The sequence below is a fragment of the Micromonospora sp. NPDC050200 genome (genome assembly GCF_040656135.1).
GTDB lineage: Bacteria > Actinomycetota > Actinomycetes > Mycobacteriales > Micromonosporaceae > Micromonospora.
Genome location: NZ_JBFALG010000036.1, coordinates 33,773 through 58,700, shown reverse-complemented (window position 1 = coordinate 58,700; position 24,928 = coordinate 33,773). Strand labels below are relative to the sequence as shown.

The window sequence follows — 24,928 nt, the reverse complement described above, 5'->3', positions numbered from 1 at the left end:
GTTAGAGGAGGTCCGCGAAGTGCTCCTCCACCAGCGCGGTGACCGCCGCGGCGTCCCGGCTGCCGCCCACCCGGACCACCCGGATGCCGAGTTCGTCGGCCCGGGCCACCGCGTCGGCGGCGACCAGTTCGTCGCGGGCCAGCCGGTTGCGCGGTGCCCGCGCGGAGTCGCTCACCCCGTCGGCGACGGCGCCCGTCCGGGGCAGCCGCCCGATCTGGTACGCCCGGAACTCCGCCGTCGGCACGCTCACCCGTCGATGCCGACGGCCTTGGCGCTGGCCGTCCAGAGCCGCGCGGCGAGCTGCGGGTCGGCCGCCTTGCGCAGCGGCCGGCGCAGCCGCCGGTCGGCGTAGTAGGCGCCGTCGACCAGCCGGGACGGGTCCTGGTTGGCCAGCCAGACCAGTGTCTCCGCGCCCTTCTCGGGGCTGCGGAACGGCATGATCCGCATGCCGAGGGCGACCAGCCGGCTGTCCGCGCCGAACCGGGTCCGCACCACTCCGGGGTGGAAGCAGTACGACCGGACGTCCGGCCAGCGCCGGGCCGCCTCCGCGGTGAACAGGATGTTCGCCTGCTTGCTGGTGCCGTACGCGCGGATCGGCCGGTACGGGCGCAGCGTGGCGTTCAGGTCGTCCGGGTCGAGCACCCCGCTGCGGTGCGCGCCGGAGGCCGTCACCACCATCCGGCCGATCCGGTCGGCCAGCAGGTTGCTCAGCAGGAACGGGGCCAGGTGGTTGGCCTGCATGGCGAGTTCGAAGCCGTCCACGGTGGTCAGCGGCTCCAGCACGATCGCCCCGGCGTTGTTGGCCAGCACGTCGATCCGGTCGTACGCCGTCCGCAGCCGCTCGGCGAGGCCACGAACGTCGTCGAGCACCGCGAAGTCGGCGCGGAACAGTTCGGGACGCTCGCCGCAGGCTTCGCGTACCTGGATGCCGGCGGCCTGTAGGCGGGCCGGGTCGCGCCCGACCAGCACGACCCGGTCGCCCCGGCGGCCCAGGGCGGTCGCGGCGGCCAGACCGATGCCGGAGCTGGCCCCGGTCACCACCACGGTCCGACGCCCAGTGAGATCTTCCACAGGTCCATTCACCCCGGTCACGGCACGAGGTTACCGTGGCGTCACAACGCCCTTTGGGATCGTCAAGTTCTCGTTCGTCATCCAGGTGGCGTCGGCAGGTCCGCCGGACGCTGGAAGGAGCGCATCCTATGGCCGCAGTCGGTCGTCCCCGCCGGTCCTGCCTCGCCGTGCCGGGTTCCAGCGTCAAGATGCTCGGCAAGGCCCAGGGCCTCCCCGCCGACCAGGTCTTCCTCGACCTGGAGGACGCGGTCGCCCCGCTGGCCAAGCCGGACGCCCGCAAGAACATCGTCGCCGCGCTCAACGAGGGCGACTGGGCCGGCAGGACCCGGGTGGTCCGGGTCAACGACCTGACCACGCCGTGGACCTACCGGGACGTCATCGAGGTGGTCGAGGGCGCCGGCGCGAACCTCGACTGCATCATGCTGCCGAAGGTGCAGAACGCCGCGCAGGTGCAGTGGCTGGACCTGACGCTGACCCAGATCGAGAAGACCCTCGGCCTGGAGATCGGCCGGATCGGCATCGAGGCGCAGATCGAGAACGCCGCCGGCCTGGTCAACGTCGACGCCATCGCGGCCGCGTCGCCCCGGGTGGAGACCATCATCTTCGGCCCGGCCGACTTCATGGCCTCGATCAACATGAAGTCGCTGGTGGTCGGCGCGCTCATCCCCGACTACCCCGGCGACCCCTACCACTACATCCTGATGCGGATCCTGATGGCCGCCCGGATGCACGACAAGCAGGCCATCGACGGCCCGTTCCTGCAGATCCGCGACGTCGACGCGTTCCGCGAGGTGGCCAAGCGCTCCGCGGCGCTCGGCTTCGACGGCAAGTGGGTGCTGCACCCGGGCCAGATCGACGCCGCCAACGAGGTCTACTCGCCGGCCCAGTCCGACTACGACCACGCCGAGCTGATCCTCGACGCGTACGAGCACTACACCTCGGAGGCCGGCGGCAAGCTCGGCGCGGTGATGCTCGGCGACGAGATGATCGACGAGGCGTCCCGCAAGATGGCCCTGGTCATCGCCGCCAAGGGGCGCGCGGCCGGGATGACCCGCACCTCCAGCTTCGTTCCGCCCGCGGAGTGACCCGGTCGTGCCGCCCCGGGCGACCGGGGCGGCACGGCGGTCAGGAGTTGCTGGCGTCGGCGACCGCGAGCACGATGATCACGACGTAGAACGCGATGAGGAGCAGCAGCAGCCCGGTCAGGATCCAGCCGACGATCATGGCCGCCTTGGCCATGCCCTCGCCGCCCTCACCGGTCTGGCGGATCTGCTTCATGGCGACGTGGCCGAGGATCGCGCCGACCGGCGCGGTGATGCAGGACGCGAAGCCGACCAGCGAGAGCACCAGCGCCGCGATCGCCATGCTGTTGGTCTTCGTTGCCGGGTAGGCGGCCGCCGGGTAGCCGTACGCCGGATACGCGGGGGCCGCGTACGGGTCGACCGGCCCGGCCTGGGCCGGGATCGCGCCGGCGTACGGGTCGGCCGGGGCGTAAGGGTCGGCCGGGGCGTACGGGTCCTGGCCGGTCGGCTGGCCGGGAATCGGCTGGCTACTGACGGGCAGGGTCGGGTCGGCCGACGGGTCGTGCCAGCCGCCGGGCGGTGGGGGATAGGTCATAGGTCTCTCCGTCGCGTGTGGGTGCGTCGTCAGGGTAGCCATGGTCGGACAAACCCGAGGTCCCCGTGGCGCCGCGTTGCCCGGGACGTCCTAAGCGGGCAGGATCTCGGCATGGTTATCGACGCGCGTGGAGCCGACCGTTCCGGCAGCCGACCGAGGCGGGACGTGAGCCGTCCCGGGCTGGCCCGGCGCACCCGCGCCATCGCCACCGCCGGGCCGGACGAGGACGCACCGGCCCCGGTGGCCGAGCCGGTCACCATGCGGCTGGACGGCCGGGTCGCCCTGGTCACCGGGGCGGGCAGCCCTGACGGCATCGGGTACGCGACCGCCCGCCGGCTGACCGACCTGGGCGCCCGGGTGGCGATCGTCTCCACCACCCGACGGATCCACGAACGGGCCGGCGAGCTGGGCGTGACCGGGTTCGTCGCCGACCTCACCGACGAGTCGGAGGTCGGCGCGCTCGCCGACGCGGTGGCCGAGCAGCTCGGCGACGTCGAGGTGCTGGTCAACAACGCGGGCCTGGCCAGCCGGGCCAGCCCCGAGGTGCTGCGTCCGGTGGCCCAGCTCAGCTACGACGAGTGGCGGGGCGAGATCGACCGGAACCTGACCACCGCGTTCCTGTGCAGCCGCGCCTTCATCGGCGGCATGGCGGAGCGGGGCTGGGGGCGGATCGTCAACCTGGCGGCGACCGCCGGGCCGGTGAACGCGCTGCCCACCGAGGCGGCGTACGCGGCGGCCAAGGCCGGCGTGGTCGGGCTGACCCGGGCCCTGGCGATGGAGATGATCGCCGACGGGGTGACCGTGAACGCGGTGGCCCCGGGCACCATCTACACGGCGGCCTCGACGGTGGCCGAGGTCAAGCAGGGGATGGGCACCCCGGTCGGCCGCCCCGGTACGCCCGACGAGGTGGCCGCCGCCATCGCGTTCCTCTGCTCGCCCGCCGCCTCGTACATCACCGGCCAGATGCTGGTGGTGGACGGCGGCAACAGCGTCCGCGAGGCGCAGTTCCGCTGACGCCGCCCGGATCAGGTCATTTGTAGGAGCCGCCGTCGGAGTTGGCCCAGGTGACGAGGGCGATCCAGCCGCAGCAGGCGAGCAGACCGATCGCGGTGAAGACGTAGCTGAGGATCAGCCCCCAGGTGGCGAGCTGGTCGCCCTCCTCGCCGGTGCGCCGGATCTGCCGCTTCGCCAGGTGGCCCAGGACGATCCCGGCCGGGGCGAAGAGGAAGGCGAAGACCAGCGACAGGATCGCCATGGTGTTCGGTCCACCGCCGCCCGGCGGCGGGCCGTACTGGCCGTACGGGCCCTGCGGCGGGTACGACGGCTGCTGCCGCCACTGCGGTTGCTCCGGTTGCTGTCCCCACTGCGGCTGCCCGGTGGGCTGGCCCGGCTGCTCGTACGGCGACGGCGGCTGCTCCGGCTCGCCCGGTGGTGGATGACTCACGACCGTTCGTCCCCTCCGCCGCAGGTGACAACCCCTCTCTTGCGGACGCTACCCGCAGCGGTGAACCTTTTCACAGCGGTTGTGTGGACTGGTCACCTTGGCCTCGACGCGCCCGGGGCCGATACTGACCGAGCGTTCAGTTACCCATGAGTAATGCGCCGATCCCCCGGAGGCTGAGATGGCCAGACTCGCCCAGACGCCCGGCCTGACCGACGTGCAGCGGTCGATCCTGGAAACCGTCCGGGAGTTCGCCGACAAGGAGATCATCCCGCACGCGCAGCGGCTGGAGCACGCCGACGAGTACCCGACCGACATCCTCGACGGGATGCGCGAGATGGGCCTGTTCGGTCTCACCATCGACGAGGAGTACGGCGGCCTGGGCGAGTCCCTGCTGACCTACGCCCTGGTGGTCGAGCAGCTGTCGCGGGGCTGGATGTCGATCTCCGGCATCGTCAACACCCATTTCATCGTGGCGTACCTGATCTCCCAGCACGGCTCCGCCGAGCAGAAGGCCCGGCTGCTGCCCAAGATGGCCACCGGCGAGGTGCGCGGCGCGTTCTCGATGTCAGAACCGGAGACCGGCTCCGACGTCTCGGCGATCAAGTCGAAGGCGGTCCGCGACGGCGACAACTACGTCCTCAACGGCCAGAAGATGTGGCTGACCAACGGGGCGTACTCCTCGGTGGTGGCCACCCTGGTCAGAACCGACACCGGCGCCGACTCGGTCTACGCCAACATGAGCACCTTCCTGCTGGAGAAGGAGCCCGGCTTCGGCGAGACCGCCCCCGGCCTGACCATCCCCGGCAAGATCGACAAGATGGGCTACAAGGGCGTCGAGACCACCGAGATGGTGCTCGACGGCGTCACCGTCCCCGAGTCCGCCATCCTCGGCGGCGCCGACCGGCTCGGCCGCGGCTTCTACCAGATGATGGACGGCATCGAGGTCGGCCGGGTCAACGTCGCCGCCCGCGCCTGCGGCATCTCCATCCGCGCCTTCGAGTTGGCCGTCGCGTACGCCCAGCAGCGCCGCACCTTCGGCCAGCCGCTCGCCAAGCACCAGGCCATCGCCTTCAAGCTCGCCGAGATGGGCACCAAGATCGAGGCCGCGCACGCCCTCATGGTCAACGCCGCCCGGCTCAAGGACGCCGGCCAGCGCAACGACGTCGAGGCCGGCATGGCCAAGCTGCTCGCCTCCGAGTACTGCGCCGAGGTCGTCCAGGAGGCGTTCCGCATCCACGGCGGCTACGGCTACTCGAAGGAGTACGAGATCGAGCGGCTGATGCGGGAAGCCCCGTTCCTGCTCATCGGCGAGGGCACCTCGGAGATCCAGAAGACCATCATCTCCCGGGGCCTGCTCAAGGAGTACAAGCTCTGACCGGTCACCGACCGGCGCCGTACCTCCGGCGACCGTGTCGATCATGCCGGCCGTGAGCGCCAGCCGTCCGCTGAACCGGACCTCTTCGACGCCGAGACCGCTGCACGCCTCCCCGCCAGGCGAGCGGGCGGCGGGGATGGCGAGCAGGCTCCTGCGACGGGTCGGGTGGTGTGGGAGTGGCTACGGTTATGTTCCGGATGGTCCGGGCGAGGGGCTGGAACAGGCACCACCCCCGCCGCAGTCCGCGACGATGACGGCGCGGACGAGGACCAGACAAGGTCCTGACCTCGGCGGCCACGCACGTGCCCGCGCGGCGGGCGAGGTGGAATCCGCGCGGCGGCGAGGAGGAGGGCGGGCGATGTGGGAAGGCGATGAGGTGGCCTGGGGGCGGCGGACCGCGGCGGGAGCGGCTCTGGTCGCCGTCTTCACCCTCGCCGTGGCTCCGGGCGTGGCTGTGGCAGGCCCGTCTCCCGCCCCGGCGCCAGCGCGAGGGACGTCGGTGTGTCAGGTGCGCGACGGCCGGCTGACCGAGATCTCCGGGATGGTCGCCACCGACGCCGGGTTCGTCGTGGTCAACGACAGCGCCGACGAGGAGCCTCGTCGCCGGATCTTCTTCCTCGACGGCGCCTGCGTGGTCGTCCGAACCGTGCCCTACCCCTCGCGGCCGAGGGATACCGAGGACCTGGCGCTCGGCGCGGACGGCACGATCTGGGTGGCCGACATCGGCGACAACGACCGCTCCCGGCAGACGATCGCGGTGTGGAAACTCGCGCCGGGAGGGGGCAGGCCGGCGCTGCACCGCTTGGCGTACCCGGACGGCCCGCACGACGCCGAGGCGCTCCTGCTCGCTGGCGACGGCCGGCCGGTGATCGTGACGAAACAGGGCGGCGCCGCCGGCCTGTACGCCCCGGCCACGGCTCTGCGGCCGGGTGAGACGGTGCCGCTGGCGAAGGTGGGACAGGTGCGGCTGCCGGATACCACGACCAGCAACCCGTTCTCTTTCCTCGGCCGGGCCGTGGTCACCGGCGGCGCGACCGCGCCGGACGGGCGCCGGGTGGTGCTGCGCACCTACGCCGACGCGTTCGAGTTCGACGTCACCGGCGGCGACGTGGTCGCCGCGTTGACCACGGGTAGGCCGCGGATCACTCCGCTGCCGGACGAACCCCAGGGCGAGTCGATCACCTACAGCCGCGACGGCCGGTCGCTGCTCACGGTGTCCGAAACCGCGGACCAGCCACCGGGCACGAGACCCACGATCCTGCGCTACACCCTCACCGCGGCGGCGCCCGCCACCACCCGCACAGCCACCCCGGCGCCGACAGCCGCCCGCGCCACCGATGACCGCGCTGACCTCGGGGACATCACCTCGGTGATCGTGGTCGCCGGGGTCGTCGGGTTGGGCCTGGTCGCCGTGGGACTGGTCGGGGTCACGCGCACGCGTCGCGCCGGGCGATAGGCGGTCCGGCAGGCGGTGTCCGCCCACCGTGCGAGCTGGCATGCCGGCGATGATGTGGTGCTGCCGCCCTGGTGGATGCTGCTCGTCGATTCCGGCCTCACCGCTGACGAGGCCGGCCGGCGCGCCAACGCGAACACAACGATGCCTCACAGTGACTGAGTGAACGCACTCAGCTACTTTTCAGGTTGCGTTGCTAGGTTTCCGACCAGCGGCATCCATTATGGACGCCGCTGATCTCGTTGCGGCGCAAGGGGTTCGGGGTGGAAGTTCCACACCCGGCCTGGTGTCGTGCGTCCGATGGCTGCCGAGGGAGACGTTCGTGGTGTTCAAGAAGATGCTGGGCGCGTTCGGGGTGGGCGGTCCCGGCGTCGACGCGGTCCTGTCCAATCCGAACACTCGCCCAGGGTTGACGCTGGGCGGGCAGGTGAACCTGACCGGCGGCAGCCACGAGGTGGCAATCGACGACATCACCGTCGGCCTGGTCGCCCGGGTGGAGATGGAGGGTGCGGAGGAGGAGTACGACGCCTTCGTCGAGTTCCACCGCGTCCAGGTCGCCGGTGGCCTGCACCTGCGCGAGGGGCAGCACCTGTCGCTGCCGTTCCAGATCCCGGTCCCGTGGGAGACCCCGGTGACCAGCGTGTACGGGCAGCACCTGCACGGCATGACCATGGGCCTGCGCACCGAGGTGGCCGTCCGCGGCGCGGTCGACAAGGGCGACCTCGACCCCGTGTACGTGCACCCCCTGCCGGTGCAGGAGCGCATCCTGGACGCGTTCGGCCGGCTCGGCTTTCAGTTCAAGGGCGCCGACCTCGAGCGCGGGCACATCTCCGGCCTGCACCAGCGCCTGCCGCTCTACCAGGAGATCGAATACTTCGCGGCGCCGCAGTACGCCCACGGCGTCAACGAGGTTGAGCTGACCTTCGTCGCGAACGAGCACGGCGTGGACATCGTCCTGGAGTTCGACAAGCGCGGCATGTTCACTGGCGGCCACGACTCCATCGGCCGGTACCACGCCGCCCACACCGACGCCGACCGCGTCGACTGGGCCGCCCGGGTCGACACCTGGGTCCGCCAGGCCCTCGACCAGTACCAGAGCCCGCACGCCGGCCACGCCTACGGCCAGCCCACCTACGGCCAGCCCGTCCACGGCCACGGTACGTCCGGCGGATATCCGCCGCCCCCACCTCCGCCCGGATACGGCCACGCCACCTACGGCCACCATGGCGGCCACTACGAGGAGCACCACGAGCGGCGTGGCCCCGGCATGGGCGCCGTGGCCGCGGGCGTGGTCGGCGGCGCGGCGCTCGGCTTCGCCGGCGGCATGATCGCCGACGAGGTCTTCGACTCCTTCGGCGACGACGAGGAAGGCGGCGACGACGAGGGCTGAGCCCCACCGCTTCACCCATAGTGGACGGTCCGCGCGCCGGATGATCTAATTCGTCAGGTTCTTCCGTTTCCGGTTGGATTAACCGGCCGGTGTTTCGAAGGAGAGTGCATGCCCGTCACCGCCGACCTCACCAAGCTGGTCGACAAGGCCTTCCAGGACAAGACCCTCGACGAGCTGGTCGACGCCCCGGTGTCCGCCCTCGCCGGGGTCAGCGACGGCGGCGCCAAGCTGCTCAAGGAGGCGCTCGGCATCGTCACGATCGGCGACCTCGGCCGCAACCCGTACTTTCGCACCGCCAGCGCCCTGGTCGCCCTGACCGGCACCAAGTAACCCCTCCCCGGCGACGCCCGGCGGCCAGGCCCGTGGCCGCCGGGCGTCCGCGGGTCGCCCCAAGGGGTGTCGGATCGTTTGGCCGCTTGCCGTAGCGGAAGCAGCCTGACGGCTCGGTGAGCCCTTGGCGGTGCTGGATCTGCGGCCGGACCTGGCCGATACCGTGGGCCTGCGGGCAGTGCCGGCGCGAGCGGCGCTGGTGGCGCCGCGATGAGCTGGCGCTTCTCGCTGCGGCGAGGGATGGCACTGGGTGCGCGGCCTTGCGCGACGACGCGTACATGTCGGCCGCACACCCCGCCGGGTCCAGGCAACGCTTGGCCGTCGGGCTCGCCTGGCGCTCCTAGCCGGAGATGCCCACCCCGAGATGCCGGCGGGCCAGGGCGACCAGCGCGTCCGGATCGTCGGCGTAGAGGCGGATCTCGCTGACCGGTGCGCTCGGGCCCTTCGGCAGCGCAACGGTGAGCGGCTCGCGGAGCACGACATCGACGCTGGTCTGGCTGCCGGTGGCGACGTGCAGGATCGGCCCGGCGTCGCCCTGCTCGACCTGGACGGTCCGGCTGGACGGCAGCGAGCGGTAGCGGGCCGCGACGGCGGCGACGGCCGTCCAGGGCAGCGCGATGTCGACCGAGGCACCGTTGCGGACGCGCAGCCCGTCGGCGTCGAGGACGTGCGGGTGGACCCGCAGGCTGGCGAAGAGGCCGATCATCCAGAGCAGGCCCCAGATCCCGAGCCCGAGCACGACCTGCCGTACCCACTGCCACGGCACGGTGCGGCTGAGGATCAGGTCGAAGATGGGGACCTCGATCGCGGAGAGGCCGATGAAGACGCCCAGGATCGGCTTCACCACCCCCACGTAGCTGAACGCCTCCGCTCCCGGTGGCAGCGTGAGAGGCCGGCGCAGGAGCCAGCGGTGGAGGCTGCGCCACATGCCGATCTCGTACGCGACCGCGCGGCGCAGCAGCACGGGTACGCCCGGCCGGTCGTGCTTCCGCATGATCGCCCGCCCTCCACCGTTTTAACAATGCAGCTGCACTGTAAACGGCGACTCCGTGACGTGTCAATGCAGTCGCACTGTGAAAGCATTGGTTCATGCCGAAGCGGGTGGACCACCGGGAGCGCCGCAGCCTCATCGCCGACGCCCTGATGCGGGTGGCCGCGGAGCACGGGCTGGAAGCCGTCAGCCTCCGGCACGTGGCGGCCGAGGCCGGGGTCTCCGCCGGGATGGTGCAGCACTACTTCCGGACCAAGGACGAGATGATGGCCTTCGCGCTGTCGGTCGTCCGCGAGCACAACGAGGCTCGGGTGACCGCGGCCGTCACCGCGCTCGGCGCGACCCCCGCCCCGCGTGCCCTCCTGCGGACCATGCTCGGCGAGCTGCTGCCCCTCGACGCCCCCCGGAGTGCGGACGGCCGGGTCGCTCTGGCATTCCTGGCCTACACCGCCGTACGCCCCGCCGTCGCCGCCGCCCTGCACCAGGACACCGCCGGGCTGCTGGCCTTCATCGCCGGCCAGGTCCGGGCCGCGCAGGCGGCGGGCGCGGCCCGCCACGACGTCGACCCGGACCGCGCGGCGGTGGGCCTGCTGGCGCTCATGGAAGGGCTCGGCGTATACCTGCTCGGCGGGCACTTCCCGCCGGCGATCGCGCTCGCCGCGCTCGACGCCCAGCTTGACCTGATCTTCGGACCCGACGGGCCGGTGGGCTGAACCGGCCGCTCAGCCCAGCCGGGTCAGGCCGGCCGCGGCCCGCTCCACGATCAGACAGCGGTCCTCGACGTAGTCCATGCCGGCCTCCTCGGCGATCCGCCGGGCCTGCGCCGAGACGATGCCCAGTTGCAGCCAGACCGCCGGCGCGCCGATCGCCGCCGCGTCCCGGACCACCTGCACGGCGTCCTCCGCCGGCCGGAACACGTCCACCAGGTCGACCGGGTGCGGAATGTCGGCCAGCGACGGATACGCCTGCTCGCCGAAGAGTTCGTCCATCGTCGGGTTGACCGGGATGATCCGCCAGCCGTACCGCTGCATCTGCAACGGCACGCTGTGCGCGGCCTTGCGCGGGTCGCGGGACGCGCCAACGACGGCGATCACGGCCGAGTCCGCGAGGATCTGCTGAGCGGTACGCACCCGCTGAGCCTAACGCCACCGACGAGGCGCCGCCGCCGGCTGCGTGCACCGCCTACAGCAGCGACAGCTGCTCGGCGGCGGGCGGCGCCTCAGGGGCCCGCAGCCGCCGGTTGTCGCCCCGCTCGCCCCGGTGCAACCCGTGCCGGCGGGCCGCGATCCGCACCCGTGCGGTCAACTCCCGCTGGTACGCCTGCGGCGCGTGCGCACCGGAGCGGTAGAGCTCGCGGTAGCGGGGCACCAGGTGCGGGAACTCCCGGGCCAGCCAGTGCGCGTACCACTCCCGGGCGCCGGGGCGCAGATGCAGCGCCATCGGCGTCACGCTGGCCGCCCCGGCCGCGGCGACCGCCGACACGGTCGCCTCGATCGACTCGTCGGTGTCGCTGAGCCCGGGCAGGATCGGCGCCATCAGCACCCCCACCTCGAAGCCGGCTTCGGTGAGCGCGCGCACCGCGTCGAGCCGGCGGCGCGGGCTCGGGGTGCCCGGCTCGACCGTCCGCCACAGCGCCTCGTCGACGAACCCCACCGAGTACGACACGCTGACCCGGGTCACCTCGGCGGCCTGGCGCAGCAGCGGCAGGTCCCGCAGGATCAGCGTGCCCTTGGTGAGGATCGAGAACGGGTTGGCGAAGTCGCGCAGCGCCTCGATGATCGGCGGCATCAAGCGGTAACGCCCCTCGGCCCGCTGGTAGCAGTCCACGTTGGTGCCCATCGCGATGTGCGCGCCCCGCCAGCGCGGGGCGGCCAGTTCCCGTCGGACCAGCTCACCCGCGTTGACCTTGACGATCACCTTCCGGTCGAAGTCCGCCCCGGCGTCGAGATCCAGATAAGTGTGAGTATTTCTCGCGAAACAGTAAACACAAGCATGGGAGCACCCCCGGTACGGGTTGATCGTCCACTGGAAGGGGACGCGGGATGCGCCCGGCACCTTGTTGATGATCGACTTGGCCTGCACCTCGTAGAAGGTCATCCCGGCGAAGCCGGGGGCGTCGAAGGTGCGGGCGACTGCGCCGGGCAGCGCCAGCGGCAGGGGTGGAGTCGCTGGCGCCGACCCGTCGGGATGCCCCTCGTCCGGGGGAGCGGAGAGGTTCTCCCAGCGCATGACCTCATTCGAACATGTGTACGAGAGGAGTGCAAGTGACCCGCCGGACACCGGCTCCCGCCGTACGGCCCGGCGGGTGGAGGATGGGGGTATGGAGAGGTCGACCTTCGTCTACGACGGGGACTGCGCGTTCTGCACCCGGTGCGCCGAGTTCATCGAGCGGCGGATCCCGACCGGCGTGCGCGTGGTGCCGTGGCAGTTCGCCGACCTCGACGCCCTCGGGCTGACGGAGGCCGAGTGCGAGGAGGCGGTGCAGTGGGTCGGCGCCGACGGCTCCCGCGCCGCCGGGCCCGACGCCATCGCGAGGCTGCTCGGCGACAGCGGTCCGCTCTGGCGGGTGGCCGGCGCGGGGCTGCGCGTCCCGCCGGTCCGCCTCGCCGCGTGGCCCGCGTACCGCTGGGTGGCCCGCAACCGGCACCGGCTCCCCGGCGGCACCGCCGCCTGCTCCCTGCCCCAGGAGGCCCGGGAGCGCCTCTACGGCCCGAGCGGCCGCCCCACCCCCGGGGCCTGACCGCCGCCGGACCCGCCGCTCCGGCATCCCTCCGGGCGCCGATCGGCTACGGCGTCGCGGACCCGACCGCCGGTGCCGGGCCGGTCAGTGGCGGCACCGCAGTGGATACGCCGTCGTCCGGGGTCGGCGCGGCGCCGCCGCGGCGACGGGTGACCAGGCGGCGCGCCCACACCACCGGTCGGACCCGCTCCAGCGGCAGGAAGCTCGTCATCGCCACCAGGTGCGGGGCGAACGAGATGGTGATCGTCGCGACGGTCGCCAGGTGGAACGAGTAGAAGAAGCCGACCATGGCCAGCCGCCACCGCTCGGGCAGCAGGAACACCACGGGGCTGAGGAGTTCGAAGGCGAGGATGCCGAACTGGGCGACGATCAGCAGGTACGGCACCTGGGCGATCAGGTCGGCGAGGTCCGTGCCGCGCCGGATGATGGCCCGGGCGAGCACCGAGCCGGTCGCCCAGTCCAGCCCGCCGAAGCGCAGCTTGGCCCAGGCGGCCAAAAAGTACGTGCAGATGACGGCGATCTGGGTGACCCGCAGCGCCCAGCCGCCGGCCTCGGTGCGGGTCGGGTCACCGTGCCGGGCGCGGCCGGCGGTGGGCAGGGCGGCCAGCGCGACGAGGAGGCCGATCCGGTCGTGGTCGACCTTCCCGTAGCTCATCGCGATGATCATCCACTCGAAGTAGAGCGCGAGGACCGACCAGCCGAGCAGCCGCGGCGCGCGGCTGGTCGCGGCGAGCAGGGCCAGCGGCAGCAGTACCCAGAAGATCGCCGCGACCACGGTGGGGGTCGGGGTGGGCAGCGGGAGCAGCCGGCCGATCAGCAGCGGCTGGTAGAGCTCGCCCGGGACGTCGGCCCGGGTGCGTACCCAGGGGGTGAAGATCACCAGGTCGGCGGCGACGAAGAGGTAGACCAGGGTGCGGAAGGCGGCCACCCGGCCACGGGGGACCTGCTCGGTCAGCCAGCGGATCATCGGGACGCCTGCCAGCGCACTGTCGTCTCGTCGGTCCACCGTCCGGTGGGCCGGCCCTGCTGGATGCCGTACCAGCGGATCACGATGCGGACCTCGACCAGCTCCGGCGCGCCGGGGTGGCGTTCGGCGTACGCGTCGGCGACCTGCCGTAGCAGCGTCGGGTCGGCGGCGTAGCGGTCCTGCTGGCCCTCGATCTCGGCGCGGCGGATGCCGGTGGCCTCCTGACCGAGCGCGACGACCGCGCCGGTGCGGTCGACGCCCTCGACGCGGGTGTCGGGGGCGGGCGCGTTCGGCGGCTCCGACGTCGAGTACATCCGGAACGGCCCGAACGGGAAGTCGTCGTCGACCCCCCAGACGGTGCCGACGAGCAGCAGGGCCAGGCCGAGCGCGGTGGCGCCCAGCCGGACCGCACGGCCGCGGGTGGTCAACGTCTCCATCGGATCGTGACGATACGGGATCGGGACGTCGCCACGGTGTACTCACGCGGTCCGTTTCTGGCGTTGCGTGTCGGTGGCGCTGCGGGGGTACGCCGACGGCCGGGCCCCCTGGTGGGAGCCCGGCCGTCGGCGGGTGGCGCTCAGTGCTTGTGGTCGGCCAGCTGCTTGCGTACGTCGTCCATGTCGAGGGCCTGGACCTGCTCGATCAGGTTCTCCAGGGCCGACTCGGGCAGGGCGCCCGGCTGGGCGAAGACGATCACGCCGTCCCGGATCGCCATGATCGTCGGGATGGAGCGGATGTCGAACTTGGCGCCGAGTTCCTGCTGCGCCTCGGTGTCGACCTTGCCGAAGACGATGTCCGGGTGCTTCTCCGAGGAGCGCTCGTAGACCGGGGCGAACCGCTTGCACGGGCCGCACCAATCGGCCCAGAAGTCGACCAGGACGATGCCGTCGCTCTCGGTCACCTCGTCGAAGTTGGCCGTGGTCAGCTCAACCGTTGCCATTGCACTCTCCGATCAGCGGATTGCTTTTTCGTCCCGTAGAACCAGGGCAGCCCTGGTGGAATTCCCGGCCCGGACGGGCCGAAACCGGGGCGGGGTGGGGCGGGTGGGGTGCGCCACGGACGGCAGGTGTCGATCCGGTGCTGCGGAACGCAAATGCAACGCGCACTTGCGTCACCTGTCGTGATGGGAGCGTTTCCAAGGAGGTTGGCGTGAGCTGGCACTACGAATCGGTAACTTGAGCCTTGACAAGGTGTGATCCCGCCAGTAGAGATCGCGCAGCACCGCACGGTCGGTCACGCACGGTGATGTTACAAAAAGGTAAATGTGACGTCCGTCTCTGTCGATGTGTGCCTGGCGTGCGGCAGAATCCTCCCCATCAGAGCGTGGGCGGCGGGTGCCGGGGAGGGCCCCGCCGCTCATTGCGTCTCCCCCTGGATGCGGCTGGTGTGAATTTCCACTCCGCCTCTGCCCCTGGCGCCGCCTTAACCACCGGTAAGGCATGCTGTGCCGAACTCCATCGCCGCCCGTCGAAGGGGACAAGGATGCAGTTCGGCCGCTACTTCGAGGAGTTCGAGGTCGGCGCGGTCTACCGGCACTGGCCGGGCAAGACCGTGACCGAGTACGACGACCACCTCTTCTGCCTGCTCACCATGAACCACCATCCGCTGCACATGGACGCGCACTACGCCGAGTCGGCGAGCCAGTTCAAGCGCAACGTCGTGGTCGGCAACTACATCTACTCGCTGCTGCTCGGCATGTCCGTGCCCGACGTCAGCGGCAAGGCGATCGCCAACCTGGAGGTCGAGTCGCTGCGGCACGTCGCCCCGACCTTCCACGGCGACACCATCTACGGCGAGACCACCGTGCTGGACAAGCGCGAGTCCGGGTCGAAGCCGGACCGGGGCGTCGTGGCGGTGGAGACCCGCGGCTACAACCAGGACGGCACCCTGGTCTGCGTCTTCCGCCGCAAGGTCATGGTTCCCAAGAAGGAGTACGCCGCCGCGGCGGTGCCCGACGGCGTCGACCCGGAGCGGCCGAGCTTTCCCGAGCCCCGCTGACCGCCGCCCCGTAGGGGCCCCTTCCCGCCGTGTCTGGTCGGGAAGGGGCTCTTTTCGCAATCCGGGGGCATATGCTGGCGCCGGAGGTCCTGATGAGCCACTCCCTCGCCGGAGAGCCGCCCTCTGCCGGACGTCGTGCCGCACCGCTGACCACCGCCGTCTACTCCGCCGCCGAGTGGGACCTGCTCACCACCCTGCCCGGCCGGGTGCTCGTGGCCGCCGCCTCGCCCGCCCCCGGCCGCCCGCCCCGCGGCGTGGCCGCCGGGCTCGCCGGGCTCGACGCCGTGGCCGCCGGCCGGGCCTCCGACAGCGACCTGGTACGCGCCGTCGTCGCGGCGATCTACGCCCGCCACGACGGCGCGCCGACCCCGGCCGACCGGCTCACCGACCTGGTGGACCTGCTGGCCGCCTGCCGGGCCGCGGTACGCGTGCTGCACCGGCGGGCGGACCCGGCCGACTCGGCCGCGTACCGGCAGTGGGTGGAGTCGGTGGCCGCCCGCGTCTGCCGGGCCGGCGACCCGCCCGCACCCGCCGACCGACGGTTGCTGGACCGGCTCGGCGGTGCCCTGGGGCTGCGGTGACCGGGGTGGCCGTCGGCGGCCTCGCGGCCGGCCGTACCCTCTTGTGACCGTGACCGAGGACCAGCTCGACGTGGGTGTCGGACCGTGGCCCGGCGACCCGCCGGACGACCCGCGGTACGACTCGGAGCTGCTCGCCGCCGGCGACCGGCGCAATGTCGTCGACCGCTACCGGTACTGGCGGCGCGAGGCCGTCGTCGCCGACCTGGACGAGCGCCGGCACGACTTCCACGTGGCGATCGAGAACTGGCAGCACGACTTCAACATCGGCACGGTGGTCCGCAACGCCAACGCCTTCCTCGCCGCCGAGGTGCACATCGTCGGGCTGCGCCGATGGAACCGGCGCGGCGCCATGGTGACCGACCGCTACCAGCACGTCCGGCACCACCCGACGATCGAGGAGTTCGTCGCCTGGGCCGCCGGGCGGGATCTGCCGGTGGTGGGCATCGACAACCTGCCCGGCTCCCGGCCGCTGGAGACCACCACCCTGCCCCGCCGGTGCGTGCTCCTCTTCGGCCAGGAGGGACCCGGCCTGTCCGACCCGGCCCGCGCGGCCTGCGACCAGCTCTTCTCGATCGCCCAGTACGGCTCGACCCGGTCGATCAACGCCGGCGTGGCCAGCGGCATCGCCATGCACGCCTGGATCCGGGCCCACGCCGGCCCGCCGCCCGCCTGAGTCAGCGGCCGGACGGCGGGGAAACGGCCGCTCCGCTTGACGGGCCGATGGCGGGGGGCCACCGTGGGGATGTGAGTGTCGTGGTGAGTTGTCCGAGGTGCGCCGGTCAGGTCCGGCCCCCCGACCTGATGCATCCCGAGTCGCGGTGCGTGCGGTGCGGGCCGGTCGCGCCGCTGCACATTCCGCAACACATCGGAGCCGAGATCCTGGCGAGCGTGGTCGACCGCGTCGTCGCCGACGAGAAGGCGGAGCGGCCCGCCGTGCCGCTGTGGTGCCCGTGGCCGCTGCCGTCGGGGTGGACGGTCACCGGGGTCGGCTGGGCCGGGGACGACGCCTCCGGCGTACGGGCCACGGCGGTGGCCTGCGCCGGGCCCGCGCCGCTGGGCGGGGGACCGGCCGAACTCCTGCTGGTGGCCGAGGAGCCGGGCGTCGGGCTGGGCGCCCGCTTCGCCGGGGTGTCCGGGCCCGACCCGGGGCCGGAACTGGCGGAGGCGCTCACCGGCCCCGGCCCCGGGCCCGGTCACCCCGAGCACGTCGAGCCGGCCCGGATCAAGGTCGGTGGCCACCCCACTCCACTGTGGCTGGTGACTTCCGCGACGGATCGAAGCGCGTACGCAGGCGAGGCTCGGGGAATGTGGCTCCATGCGATAGCCTGGCCGGCGAGCGCGGGTCATCTCCTCGCGGAAGACGTCGTCCTGCACGACCTTTCCGAGTGGACACCGCCCGAGCTCGTGTACGGCGCGCCGTCTCCTCATCTGCACGGCAGGGCCTGACCGCCCTGACGGACTTGTCAGGGAACGGACGCAGATATTCACTGTACGACACCATACTGATACTCTGGGTGCCGCTGCGGTAAACGGACCCGGCCCCGCGCGAGAGGATGGCCCGCTATGGTCAAGAAGGTCCTCACCTGGGCCGGCGTCGCATTCCTGATCTTCTTCGTCGCCTACCGGCCGAACTCCGCCGCGGACGTCTTCAAGTCGCTCGGCGGCGGCATCATGGACATCGCCCAGGGCTTCGGCGACTTCTTCACCAGCCTCGTCGCCTGACCGCCCATGGGCAGCCCCTCCGGACCCCCCTTCGATCCCGACGATCCCGACCGGGAGCGTCGGGAGCGGGACACCGAGCCGATCCCCAGGTTCCGTCCCGACGACGGGCCAGGCTTCGGTTCCGGCCCCGGCCTCTCCGACGGGCCGTCTCTTTCGGACGACATCGGCTACGGCGACGGCCCCGGGTACGCCGGTGAGGGCCGCTCCGGGCGGTCCTGGGTGCGCGACCCGGAGGCCGGGCACCAGCAGACCACCTTCTCGGAGGAGGAGTTGGCCGGGCTGCGGGTGGACGCCTCCGGCATGCCGATGGGTCCCCGGCGGGTGCTGCCCCTGGAGGACGAGCCCAGCTCCCTGGTCGCCCGCTACCTCTTCCCCACCGAGCGTTACCGGGGCGAGTGGAAGCGGCACTGGATCCACCTCGCCACCCCCATCGTCATCGGCATCGCCGCGACCTTCGTCCTCGGCTACCTCTCCGGCTTCCTCGCCGGGCAGAACGTCGGCGCCCTCACCACCATCGCCGTGCTGCTCTGGTTCGCGGTGATGGGCTGGGTCGCCTGGCGGGTCGCCGACTGGTGGTACGACCGTTTCATCCTCACCAACAAGCGGGTCATGGTGGTCAACGGCATCATCACCCGCCGGGTGGCCATGATGCCGCTGGTCCGGGTCACCGACATGAAGTACGAGCAGACCCCGACCGGGCGCGCGCTCAACTACGGCACCTTCGTGCTGGAGTCGGCGGGCCAGGAGCAGGCGCTGCGGGAGATCAAGAACCTGCCCAATCCGAACGAGCTCTACCTGCGTGTGGTCGAGGAGATGTACGAGCCGCAGGCGGTCGAGGCGCGGCTGGGCAAGGAGGCCGACGAGGCCAAGGCCGACGACGGCGCCTGAAGCTTTTCGTCCGTTCATCGGAGGAACTGCGAACCTTTCGCCGTCGACCCGACCGCCCCGGCCATGGCAGCCTGCCAGCAGGGACGGGGTGCGGAGGTGACGGGTGGTCGAGCGGGATCCGCTGGAGGAGGAGTTCCGCGAGTTCGTCGCGGCCCGCTCCAGTGCCCTGTTGCGCACCGCGTATCTGCTATCTGGAGACTGGGCCACCGCCGAGGACCTGCTCCAGACCGCGCTGACCAAGACGTACCTGGCCTGCAAGCGGCTCGGCGGGATCGAGGCGATCGAGCCGTATGCCCGGCGGGTCATGGTCAACACGTCGACCAGTTGGTGGCGCCGGCGCTGGCACGGTGAACGCCCCACCGAGGTGCTGCCCGAGCGGGCCGGGGTCGACGAGATCGAGCAGCAGCTCGACCGGGACGTGCTCTGGCGCCACCTGACCGCGCTGCCCGCCCGGCAGCGGGCCGTGCTGGTGCTCCGCTTCTACGAGGACATGTCGGAGGCGCAGACCGCCGCCCTGCTGGAGATCTCGCCGGGCACGGTGAAGAGCCAGACCTCCCGCGCCCTGGCCACCCTGCGCCGCCGACTCGGCGAGGAGGCGGCCCGGGAACTGCCGGAGGCGGCGACCCCGGCCGGAGGGCGGCCCGCGCCGGCCGGGGCGGCTGCGGTCGTACCAACGGAACCCGGCCGGTCGCGCCGCCCGGCCGGCAGCGGCAGGACCACGCCCCCGCCGCGCCCGGCCCAGGACGGCGGCCACATCCCCGGTCGGGACGCGGCCGCCGGGGCGGGCCGGCGACCCGAGCTGCCCGTGACCGGTCCCGTCCGCCCCCGGGCGGCCGTCCCGGCGGAGACCCGATGAAGCCGACCCCCGCCGCTCCCGACAACCAGACCGGCGGCCCGGAGCGTCCAGTGGCTGTGACGCAGGACGACCTGGAGCGGGCGCTGCGGGAGACCTTCTCCCGCCGGGTCGCCGTACCCCCGCCGTTGGCCGCCGACCCGGCCGGGCTGGCCATCGGCCGGGCCCGGCGGGTCCGGCACCGGCGGGCGCTGACCGGGCTCTCGCTGGCCGTGGTCGCCACGGCGGCGGCCATCGCCGGAATGGCGCAGCTCGACGGCCATCCCGGCCGCTCCACCACCCCCACCGTGGTGCTCGGCGACCCGCGCGGCGCGGCCACCGCGAACGCCTGGCCAGTCGCCCCAGCCCCGGAGGCATCGCCCGCCGACGGGCAGATCGAACTGATCGTCGGCGGTGCCCTGGTCACCCCGGAGGGCGAGCGGTACGACCTGGGCATCGGCCCGGTCGAACGGGCCCAGCGGCTCCCCGACCACGGCGGCTGGCTGGTGGTCGGGGCACCCACCCCGGCCGGACGCACCCTCTGGGTCGTGCCGTCCGGCCAGGCCCCGCAGGTGCTGCTGGCCGGCGCCGAGGACGTCGCCCTGAGCCCGGACGGCCGCCAGATCGCCTGGCGTGACGGCGACGGCCTCTTCGCGGCCGGCCTCGTCGCCAACCGACTCGTCGCCACCGTCGGTACGACGGCCGCGCACGGCGCCACCCCCGCCCGCTTCGTCGGCGACCGCCTCCTGGTACGCACCCGCGCCGGCGGCCACCTGCTGTGGCGGCCGGCGGCGGGCCCGCTGCCCGACGGCGACCGCCGGGTCCTCGACGTCTACGGCGTGCTGCCCGACGGACGGCCAGTCGGGCGGGTGCCCGCCCCCGGCGACCCGCACCGGTCCTGCCTGGCCGTGCTCGACCCGGTGGATCTCGCCCCGACCAGCACCGGCTGCGGCGCGAGCCTGGCCGACGACGGCCTGGGGGCCGTCTCCGCCGACGGCCGCTGGCTGCTGGTCAACGGCCGCACCGGCGGTACGGACGGAGCGCTGCTGGTCGACCTCGCCGCCCCCGGGCTGGGCGGCGCCGCCCGGGCCGCCGGCCCGACGATCAGCGGCGAGGTGGCGTGGAGCGGTGCGGCCGTCGCCGCGTACGTCGACCGGGGCGGGGCCGTGGCCCGGGTACGCCCCGACCGGGTGTCGGTCGGCGAACGGGCCTCCATGATGACGCTGGGCGGAGTCACCTCAGACGAGCCCCCGGTGGTGGTCGGCGGCGCCTCCTGACCACCGGCCCGGCCCGGGTGAGCGGTAGCGTCGGAGCGTGATCTCGCGCCCGGCGATCGACCTGCACACCCACTCCACCGCCAGCGACGGCACGCTGAGCCCGGCCGAGCTGGTCCGGGCCGCCGCCGACGCCGGGCTGGACGTCGTCGCGATCACCGACCACGACACCACCGCCGGCTGGGACGCCGCGGTACGGGCCCTGCCGCCCGGCCTGACCCTGATCCGGGGTGCGGAGATCTCCTGCCGGTGGCACGGCGTCGAGCCGGCGGTCCCGCTGCACCTGCTCGCGTACCTCTTCGACCCCGACCACCCGGAGCTCGTCGCCGAACTGGCCCGGGTGCGGCTCGCCCGGGAGGTGCGTGGCGAACGGATCGTCGAGCTGCTGCGCGCCGACGGGATCGACGTCAGCTGGCCGCAGATCATGGCCGCGGCCGGCGGCGGGACCGTCGGCCGGCCGCACATCGCGGCGGCACTCATCCGGGCCGGCCTGGTCGCCACCACGACCGAGGCGTTCGGGGCGGACTGGCTGGGCGAACGCTACCGACTGCCGAAGGAGGACATCGACGTGTTCCGGGCGGTCGAGCTGGTGCGGGCGGCCGGGGGCGTACCGGTCTTCGCCCATCCCCGGGCGACCCGGCGGGGCCGGATCGTGCCGGACGAGCTGATCGTCGAACTGGCCGCCGCCGGGCTGGCCGGCCTGGAGGCCGACCACGAGGACCACTCGCCGGCCGAGGCCGCGCACGTCCACGCGCTCGCCGCCGAGTCGGGCCTGCTGGTGACCGGCTCGTCGGACTTCCACGGCACGCACAAGACCGTCCGGCTGGGCGCGCACACCACCGCCCCCGAGGCGTACGAGCGGATCGTCGGGCAGGCCCGCGGGGTGACCCCGGTCGCTTCCGGCTGATCCGCTTTTCGGTCCCCGGGGGCGCGGCTACCGTTGGCCGGTGGATCTCAAGCTCTTCGGTGAGGTCTTCGTGACCCTGCTGGTGATCGTCGACCCGCCGGGCATGATGCCCATCTTCCTCGCCCTGACCGGGCCGCTGGCCGCCCGCGACCGAAACCGGGCCGCCTGGCAGGCGGTCGCGTTGGCGCTCGGTGTCATCGTGGTCTTCGCGGTGGCCGGCCAGACGCTCCTCGCCTACCTGCACGTGGACCTGCCGGCGTTGCAGGCCGCCGGCGGCCTGCTGCTGGTGCTGGTCGCGCTGGAGCTGCTGACCGGCAAGGCCGACGACCCCAGCCAGCAGGTCACCTCCAACATCGCGCTGGTGCCGCTGGGTACCCCGCTGCTGGCCGGTCCCGGCGCCATCGTGGCGACCATGCTCTTCGTGCAGCAGGCCAACGGGCTCGGCGACACTGCGGCGATCGCCGCCGCGATCGTCGCGGTGATGGTCACGGTCTGGATCGTGCTGCGCTTCTCCGGCGGCATCGTCAAGATCCTGCGCCCCGGCGGCATCGAGGTGCTGACCCGGATCGCCGGCCTGCTGCTGGCCGCCATCGCCGTGCAGCTCATCGCCGACGCGGTGGCCGCCTTCGTCACGCAGTACATGAACATGGCCTGACCTTTTTTGGGCGGTGCCGGCGGGGCGCTGTCGTACCCGGGTGGCAGGATCGGACCCGTGCGACGAGCCTCCTCCGCTGGACGATCCGCGGGCGCGCCCCGACCCCGTGCCGAGCAGTTGGGCTTCGAGGGCATGCCGGAGCGGCTCTTCGTCTGCACCCCCAGCAGACTCGGCGCGTACGAGGACTGCCCCCGCCGCTACCGCTACTCCTACGTCGACCGGCCCGCCCCGCCGAAGGGGCCGCCGTGGGCGCACAACTCGCTCGGTGCCAGCGTGCACACCGCCCTGAAGAACTGGTACGCGCTCGCCCCGGAGCGACGCCGGCCGGAGGCGCTGGCCGGGCTGCTCAAGGGCACCTGGGTGCGTGAGGGCTACCGCGACGACGAGCAGGAGCGGCAGGCCTACCGGCGGGCGCTCGGCTGGCTGGAGGCGTACGTCGACACGCTGGAGCCGGGCGTCGACCCGCTCGGCGTGGAGCGGGTGGTCGCGGTCCGCACGGCGGTGCTGGCCTTCAACGGCCGCGCCGACCGGATCGACTCCCGACCCGGCCCGGACGGGCCCGAGCTGGTCATCGTCGACTACAAGACCGGCCGCACCGGCCTGGACGGCGACGACGCCCGGGGCTCGCAGGCCCTGGCGCTGTACGCGTACGCCGCCGAGCGGACGTTCCGCCGGCCGTGCCGCCGGGTGGAGCTGCACCACCTGCCCACCGGGACGGTCGCCGCGCACGACCACACCACCGAGTCGCTGGCCCGGCAGCTCTCCCGTGCTGAGGACACCGCGCGCGACATCATGGTCGCCGAGCGGGCCGTCGCCGACGGGGCCGACCCCGACGAGGCGTTCCCGCCGGTGGCCGGGCCGCGCTGCGGCTGGTGCGACTACCGCCGCACCTGCCCGGTCGGCGCGCAGACCCCCGGCCGCGACCCCTGGGCCGCGATGGACCGCCCCGCCGCACCCGACGCCGACTCCTCCGCCGTCGCCGGCAGCGGAAGCTGAACCCGCCGGCGCCCGTCTGGCTTCCACCTGTTCACCCAGCGTGACGCCCGTGGCCACGGGTATGGGAACGAGTGATATGCCTGCCAGGCATGAATATTCCTGCCAGGAATATCGCCGACGAGGGCGGGTGCCGGCTTCGCCGCAGGCGGGCACGGCGTCGCGGGTGTGACGCCGCGGGCACGGCATCGCGGATCAGGCGCTCGGGGCCGGCTCGGGCGACGCGCGGCGGCCAGGCACGGCGTGGCGGATCAGGTGCCCTGTGTCGGCTTGGGCGACGGCCCGTCGGCCGCGGCCTGGCGGGTCAGACGGCCGGCGCGGTGAGCCGGGTGGCCCGTTCCTTGGCCGCCTGCTGCATCGGCCCCTCCCGCCAGTTGCGGGGCAGCGCGGCCAGAGCGAGGCGCAGCGCGCGGACGCTCAGGTCGGCCGAGAGCGCGGTGGTGGGCAGCCCCAGCCCGCCGTACAGCCGTAGCGCCCAGGGCGGCAGCAGCCCGAGCGCGGTGCCGGCGATCCCCAGGTACGCCCAGCGGGGCGGTCCGAGATTCAGCCCCAGCCGGGCCGGCAGGCTCAGCTTCCACGGGATCGGCGGCGCGGTCAGGAAGAGGGCCGTCTCGGCCGCCTCCTTCGTCATCCGCAGCTCGGGCCGGACCGCCCGGTAGTAGGCGGCCACCTCGGCGGCGCTGCCCGGCACCTCGGCCGGGTCGAGCCCGACCAGCGCGGCGGCGCGCCGCTGCTCGGCGTAGTAGCCGTCCACCTCGGTGTCGGTCAGCGACAGCCCGGCCCGGCGGGCGGTGCTGACGAACGACTCGACCTCGGTGACGTGCACCCAGCGCAGCAGCTCCGGATCGTCGATCCGGAACTCCTCGCCGGTGGACGGGTCGGTGGCCCGCATCCGGGCGTGCAGGCCGCACAGCCGCCGACCGGCCGCCTCCGCCTCGGCGGTCGTGCCGTAGACGACGGTGCCGACGTACGTGGCGGTCCGGACCAGCCGGCCCCAGGCGTCGGTGCGGTAGTTGCTGTTCTGCGCCACCCCGGCCATCGCCCGGGGGTGCAGCGCCTGGAGGTAGAGGGAACGCAGGCCGGCGACGATCAGGACCGGCTCGTCGTGCACCTTCCAGGTGACCGATCCCGGACCGAAGAGGCCGATGTCGTCGGAGTCCACCGCCCAAGAGTGCCACGGGCCCCGCCGGCTCGACCCGGTCGTCGGATCACCGACCCCGCTCACTCGTCGACGGAGCGGCGGGCCTGGCAGGTGGGGCAGAGCCCCCAGAAGGTCACTTCCGCCTCGTCGACCTCGTAGCCGTGGGCGGTGCTCGGGTCGAGGCAGGGGGCGCCACCGACGGCGCAGTCGATGTCGGCGATCTCACCGCAGCCCCGGCACACCACGTGGTGGTGGTTGTCGCCGGCCCGGGCCTCGTACCGGGCCGGGCTGCCGGCCGGCTCGATCCGGCGGGACAGGCCGGCGCGGGAGAGCGCGCCGAGGACGTCGTACACCGCCTGGGTGGAGACGGAGTCGAGGCGTTCGCGTACCCGGCGGGTGATCTCGTCGACCTCCAGGTGGCCGCCGGCGGCCAGCACGTCCAGGACGGCGAGGCGCGGCCGGGTGACCCGCAGGCCCCTCGACCGGAGCAACTCCTCGCCACTGGACATGAGGCAATGACAGCACGGGGTCACCGGGTCGACAAGCGAACCCGGCGGGC

Annotated in this window: 31 protein-coding genes; 19 read left to right on the top strand and 12 right to left on the bottom strand. The window is 72.9% G+C overall.

Going from position 1 to position 24,928, the window contains the following annotated elements; genetic code table 11:
- Position 1: 1 nt before the first annotated feature.
- The gene (locus AB0I41_RS22765; protein ID WP_357110877.1) at positions 2–250 is read right to left on the bottom strand and encodes a hypothetical protein; all 249 of its coding nucleotides are present in this window, start codon (positions 248–250) and stop codon (positions 2–4) included.
- On the bottom strand, positions 247–1,071 hold the full coding sequence (locus AB0I41_RS22760; protein ID WP_357110921.1) for an SDR family NAD(P)-dependent oxidoreductase: 825 nt from the start codon (positions 1,069–1,071) through the stop codon (positions 247–249). The genes AB0I41_RS22765 and AB0I41_RS22760 overlap by 4 nt, the downstream gene beginning before the upstream one ends.
- Positions 1,072–1,199: 128 nt before the next feature.
- Here AB0I41_RS22760 and AB0I41_RS22755 point away from each other — a divergent pair, with 128 nt between their 5' ends.
- A complete protein-coding gene (locus AB0I41_RS22755) occupies positions 1,200–2,156 on the top strand; it encodes a CoA ester lyase (RefSeq protein WP_357110875.1) in 957 nt (318 codons plus the stop codon).
- A gap of 40 nt (positions 2,157–2,196) precedes the next feature.
- Here the strand turns inward: AB0I41_RS22755 and AB0I41_RS22750 are convergent, their stop codons facing one another.
- The gene (locus AB0I41_RS22750) at positions 2,197–2,688 is read right to left on the bottom strand and encodes a DUF4190 domain-containing protein (RefSeq protein WP_357110872.1); all 492 of its coding nucleotides are present in this window, start codon (positions 2,686–2,688) and stop codon (positions 2,197–2,199) included.
- Between the two features lie 111 nt (positions 2,689–2,799).
- On the opposite strand from AB0I41_RS22750, the gene AB0I41_RS22745 reads away from it, so the two are divergent.
- Entirely contained in the window at positions 2,800–3,702 is a 903-nt protein-coding gene (locus AB0I41_RS22745; RefSeq protein WP_357110869.1) for an SDR family NAD(P)-dependent oxidoreductase, read from the top strand.
- A gap of 16 nt (positions 3,703–3,718) precedes the next feature.
- Here AB0I41_RS22745 and AB0I41_RS22740 read toward each other — a convergent pair whose 3' ends face one another.
- Positions 3,719–4,132 carry a DUF4190 domain-containing protein gene (locus AB0I41_RS22740; protein WP_357110866.1) on the bottom strand — a complete coding sequence of 138 codons (414 nt, stop codon included), beginning with the start codon at positions 4,130–4,132 and terminating at the stop codon, positions 3,719–3,721.
- A gap of 178 nt (positions 4,133–4,310) precedes the next feature.
- On the opposite strand from AB0I41_RS22740, the gene AB0I41_RS22735 reads away from it, so the two are divergent.
- From AB0I41_RS22735 to AB0I41_RS22720, 4 genes are all read left to right on the top strand, one after another.
- Entirely contained in the window at positions 4,311–5,507 is a 1,197-nt protein-coding gene (locus tag AB0I41_RS22735) for an acyl-CoA dehydrogenase family protein (RefSeq protein ID WP_357110863.1), read from the top strand.
- 358 nt (positions 5,508–5,865) lie between these two features.
- A complete protein-coding gene (locus AB0I41_RS22730) occupies positions 5,866–6,963 on the top strand; it encodes a hypothetical protein (RefSeq protein ID WP_357110861.1) in 1,098 nt (365 codons plus the stop codon).
- A gap of 319 nt (positions 6,964–7,282) precedes the next feature.
- A complete protein-coding gene (locus AB0I41_RS22725) occupies positions 7,283–8,350 on the top strand; it encodes a sporulation protein (protein WP_357110858.1) in 1,068 nt (355 codons plus the stop codon).
- Positions 8,351–8,458: 108 nt separating this feature from the next.
- A complete protein-coding gene (locus tag AB0I41_RS22720; protein ID WP_357110855.1) occupies positions 8,459–8,680 on the top strand; it encodes a hypothetical protein in 222 nt (73 codons plus the stop codon).
- 340 nt (positions 8,681–9,020) lie between these two features.
- Here the strand turns inward: AB0I41_RS22720 and AB0I41_RS22715 are convergent, their stop codons facing one another.
- Positions 9,021–9,674, bottom strand: coding sequence for a hypothetical protein (locus AB0I41_RS22715; protein WP_357110853.1), 654 nt, complete (start codon positions 9,672–9,674; stop codon positions 9,021–9,023).
- Positions 9,675–9,769: 95 nt separating this feature from the next.
- Here AB0I41_RS22715 and AB0I41_RS22710 point away from each other — a divergent pair, with 95 nt between their 5' ends.
- Positions 9,770–10,384 carry a TetR family transcriptional regulator C-terminal domain-containing protein gene (locus tag AB0I41_RS22710; protein ID WP_357110850.1) on the top strand — a complete coding sequence of 205 codons (615 nt, stop codon included), beginning with the start codon at positions 9,770–9,772 and terminating at the stop codon, positions 10,382–10,384.
- A gap of 9 nt (positions 10,385–10,393) precedes the next feature.
- Here AB0I41_RS22710 and AB0I41_RS22705 read toward each other — a convergent pair whose 3' ends face one another.
- The gene (locus AB0I41_RS22705) at positions 10,394–10,801 is read right to left on the bottom strand and encodes a CoA-binding protein (RefSeq protein WP_357110847.1); all 408 of its coding nucleotides are present in this window, start codon (positions 10,799–10,801) and stop codon (positions 10,394–10,396) included.
- A 52-nt stretch (positions 10,802–10,853) separates the two neighbouring features.
- Positions 10,854–11,900 carry an Rv2578c family radical SAM protein gene (locus tag AB0I41_RS22700; RefSeq protein WP_357110845.1) on the bottom strand — a complete coding sequence of 349 codons (1,047 nt, stop codon included), beginning with the start codon at positions 11,898–11,900 and terminating at the stop codon, positions 10,854–10,856.
- Between the two features lie 91 nt (positions 11,901–11,991).
- Between AB0I41_RS22700 and AB0I41_RS22695 the strand changes: the two genes are divergently transcribed.
- Positions 11,992–12,411, top strand: coding sequence for a DUF393 domain-containing protein (locus tag AB0I41_RS22695; protein WP_357110842.1), 420 nt, complete (start codon positions 11,992–11,994; stop codon positions 12,409–12,411).
- 46 nt (positions 12,412–12,457) lie between these two features.
- On the opposite strand, the gene AB0I41_RS22690 is transcribed toward AB0I41_RS22695, so the two are convergent.
- The 3 genes from AB0I41_RS22690 to trxA all read right to left on the bottom strand — a co-directional run bounded on the left by AB0I41_RS22690 (position 12,458) and on the right by trxA (position 14,318).
- Positions 12,458–13,378 carry an HTTM domain-containing protein gene (locus AB0I41_RS22690; RefSeq protein ID WP_357110839.1) on the bottom strand — a complete coding sequence of 307 codons (921 nt, stop codon included), beginning with the start codon at positions 13,376–13,378 and terminating at the stop codon, positions 12,458–12,460.
- Entirely contained in the window at positions 13,375–13,815 is a 441-nt protein-coding gene (locus AB0I41_RS22685) for a hypothetical protein (protein WP_357110837.1), read from the bottom strand. The genes AB0I41_RS22690 and AB0I41_RS22685 overlap by 4 nt, the downstream gene beginning before the upstream one ends.
- Positions 13,816–13,955: 140 nt before the next feature.
- On the bottom strand, positions 13,956–14,318 hold the full coding sequence (gene trxA / locus AB0I41_RS22680; RefSeq protein ID WP_357110834.1) for a thioredoxin: 363 nt from the start codon (positions 14,316–14,318) through the stop codon (positions 13,956–13,958).
- A 542-nt stretch (positions 14,319–14,860) separates the two neighbouring features.
- On the opposite strand from trxA, the gene AB0I41_RS22675 reads away from it, so the two are divergent.
- The 11 genes from AB0I41_RS22675 (at position 14,861) to AB0I41_RS22625 (ending at position 23,231) form a co-directional block, all read left to right on the top strand.
- Positions 14,861–15,376, top strand: coding sequence for a MaoC family dehydratase (locus tag AB0I41_RS22675; RefSeq protein ID WP_179802973.1), 516 nt, complete (start codon positions 14,861–14,863; stop codon positions 15,374–15,376).
- Positions 15,377–15,447: 71 nt separating this feature from the next.
- On the top strand, positions 15,448–15,957 hold the full coding sequence (locus AB0I41_RS22670) for a hypothetical protein (protein ID WP_357110830.1): 510 nt from the start codon (positions 15,448–15,450) through the stop codon (positions 15,955–15,957).
- Positions 15,958–16,006: 49 nt separating this feature from the next.
- Positions 16,007–16,630, top strand: coding sequence for an RNA methyltransferase (locus AB0I41_RS22665; RefSeq protein WP_357110827.1), 624 nt, complete (start codon positions 16,007–16,009; stop codon positions 16,628–16,630).
- Positions 16,631–16,677: 47 nt separating this feature from the next.
- On the top strand, positions 16,678–17,403 hold the full coding sequence (locus tag AB0I41_RS22660) for a DUF6758 family protein (RefSeq protein WP_357110824.1): 726 nt from the start codon (positions 16,678–16,680) through the stop codon (positions 17,401–17,403).
- A gap of 117 nt (positions 17,404–17,520) precedes the next feature.
- The gene (locus tag AB0I41_RS22655) at positions 17,521–17,679 is read left to right on the top strand and encodes a hypothetical protein (protein WP_170285364.1); all 159 of its coding nucleotides are present in this window, start codon (positions 17,521–17,523) and stop codon (positions 17,677–17,679) included.
- A gap of 6 nt (positions 17,680–17,685) precedes the next feature.
- Positions 17,686–18,567 (top strand): PH domain-containing protein, encoded by an 882-nt coding sequence (locus AB0I41_RS22650; RefSeq protein WP_357110821.1) that lies wholly within the window; start codon positions 17,686–17,688, stop codon positions 18,565–18,567.
- A 103-nt stretch (positions 18,568–18,670) separates the two neighbouring features.
- On the top strand, positions 18,671–19,423 hold the full coding sequence (locus AB0I41_RS22645) for a SigE family RNA polymerase sigma factor (protein ID WP_357110817.1): 753 nt from the start codon (positions 18,671–18,673) through the stop codon (positions 19,421–19,423).
- Positions 19,420–20,676, top strand: coding sequence for a hypothetical protein (locus AB0I41_RS22640; protein WP_357110814.1), 1,257 nt, complete (start codon positions 19,420–19,422; stop codon positions 20,674–20,676). The genes AB0I41_RS22645 and AB0I41_RS22640 overlap by 4 nt, the downstream gene beginning before the upstream one ends.
- Before the next feature lie 40 nt (positions 20,677–20,716).
- On the top strand, positions 20,717–21,580 hold the full coding sequence (locus tag AB0I41_RS22635; RefSeq protein ID WP_357110918.1) for a PHP domain-containing protein: 864 nt from the start codon (positions 20,717–20,719) through the stop codon (positions 21,578–21,580).
- A 40-nt stretch (positions 21,581–21,620) separates the two neighbouring features.
- On the top strand, positions 21,621–22,235 hold the full coding sequence (locus tag AB0I41_RS22630; protein WP_357110812.1) for a MarC family protein: 615 nt from the start codon (positions 21,621–21,623) through the stop codon (positions 22,233–22,235).
- A 57-nt stretch (positions 22,236–22,292) separates the two neighbouring features.
- Positions 22,293–23,231, top strand: coding sequence for a PD-(D/E)XK nuclease family protein (locus tag AB0I41_RS22625; protein ID WP_357110809.1), 939 nt, complete (start codon positions 22,293–22,295; stop codon positions 23,229–23,231).
- 301 nt (positions 23,232–23,532) lie between these two features.
- Here the strand turns inward: AB0I41_RS22625 and AB0I41_RS22620 are convergent, their stop codons facing one another.
- Both AB0I41_RS22620 and AB0I41_RS22615 read right to left on the bottom strand, forming a co-directional pair.
- Positions 23,533–24,390 (bottom strand): oxygenase MpaB family protein, encoded by an 858-nt coding sequence (locus AB0I41_RS22620; protein ID WP_357110806.1) that lies wholly within the window; start codon positions 24,388–24,390, stop codon positions 23,533–23,535.
- Between the two features lie 59 nt (positions 24,391–24,449).
- Positions 24,450–24,878 carry a Fur family transcriptional regulator gene (locus AB0I41_RS22615; RefSeq protein WP_357110804.1) on the bottom strand — a complete coding sequence of 143 codons (429 nt, stop codon included), beginning with the start codon at positions 24,876–24,878 and terminating at the stop codon, positions 24,450–24,452.
- Positions 24,879–24,928: the final 50 nt, after the last annotated feature.

Coding starts and splice junctions, on each gene's coding strand:
- AB0I41_RS22755 (WP_357110875.1), top strand. CDS start 1,200: ATGGCCGCAGTCGGTCGTCCCCGCCGGTCCTGCCTCGCCGTGCCGGGT.
- AB0I41_RS22675 (WP_179802973.1), top strand. CDS start 14,861: ATGCAGTTCGGCCGCTACTTCGAGGAGTTCGAGGTCGGCGCGGTCTAC.
- AB0I41_RS22720 (WP_357110855.1), top strand. CDS start 8,459: ATGCCCGTCACCGCCGACCTCACCAAGCTGGTCGACAAGGCCTTCCAG.
- AB0I41_RS22670 (WP_357110830.1), top strand. CDS start 15,448: ATGCTGGCGCCGGAGGTCCTGATGAGCCACTCCCTCGCCGGAGAGCCG.
- AB0I41_RS22735 (WP_357110863.1), top strand. CDS start 4,311: ATGGCCAGACTCGCCCAGACGCCCGGCCTGACCGACGTGCAGCGGTCG.
- AB0I41_RS22750 (WP_357110872.1), bottom strand. CDS start 2,688: ATGACCTATCCCCCACCGCCCGGCGGCTGGCACGACCCGTCGGCCGAC.
- AB0I41_RS22660 (WP_357110824.1), top strand. CDS start 16,678: ATGGCGGGGGGCCACCGTGGGGATGTGAGTGTCGTGGTGAGTTGTCCG.
- AB0I41_RS22710 (WP_357110850.1), top strand. CDS start 9,770: ATGCCGAAGCGGGTGGACCACCGGGAGCGCCGCAGCCTCATCGCCGAC.
- AB0I41_RS22700 (WP_357110845.1), bottom strand. CDS start 11,900: ATGCGCTGGGAGAACCTCTCCGCTCCCCCGGACGAGGGGCATCCCGAC.
- AB0I41_RS22640 (WP_357110814.1), top strand. CDS start 19,420: ATGAAGCCGACCCCCGCCGCTCCCGACAACCAGACCGGCGGCCCGGAG.
- AB0I41_RS22715 (WP_357110853.1), bottom strand. CDS start 9,674: ATGCGGAAGCACGACCGGCCGGGCGTACCCGTGCTGCTGCGCCGCGCG.
- trxA (WP_357110834.1), bottom strand. CDS start 14,318: ATGGCAACGGTTGAGCTGACCACGGCCAACTTCGACGAGGTGACCGAG.
- AB0I41_RS22650 (WP_357110821.1), top strand. CDS start 17,686: ATGGGCAGCCCCTCCGGACCCCCCTTCGATCCCGACGATCCCGACCGG.
- AB0I41_RS22730 (WP_357110861.1), top strand. CDS start 5,866: ATGTGGGAAGGCGATGAGGTGGCCTGGGGGCGGCGGACCGCGGCGGGA.
- AB0I41_RS22615 (WP_357110804.1), bottom strand. CDS start 24,878: ATGTCCAGTGGCGAGGAGTTGCTCCGGTCGAGGGGCCTGCGGGTCACC.
- AB0I41_RS22695 (WP_357110842.1), top strand. CDS start 11,992: ATGGAGAGGTCGACCTTCGTCTACGACGGGGACTGCGCGTTCTGCACC.
- AB0I41_RS22745 (WP_357110869.1), top strand. CDS start 2,800: ATGGTTATCGACGCGCGTGGAGCCGACCGTTCCGGCAGCCGACCGAGG.
- AB0I41_RS22690 (WP_357110839.1), bottom strand. CDS start 13,378: ATGATCCGCTGGCTGACCGAGCAGGTCCCCCGTGGCCGGGTGGCCGCC.
- AB0I41_RS22655 (WP_170285364.1), top strand. CDS start 17,521: ATGGTCAAGAAGGTCCTCACCTGGGCCGGCGTCGCATTCCTGATCTTC.
- AB0I41_RS22685 (WP_357110837.1), bottom strand. CDS start 13,815: ATGGAGACGTTGACCACCCGCGGCCGTGCGGTCCGGCTGGGCGCCACC.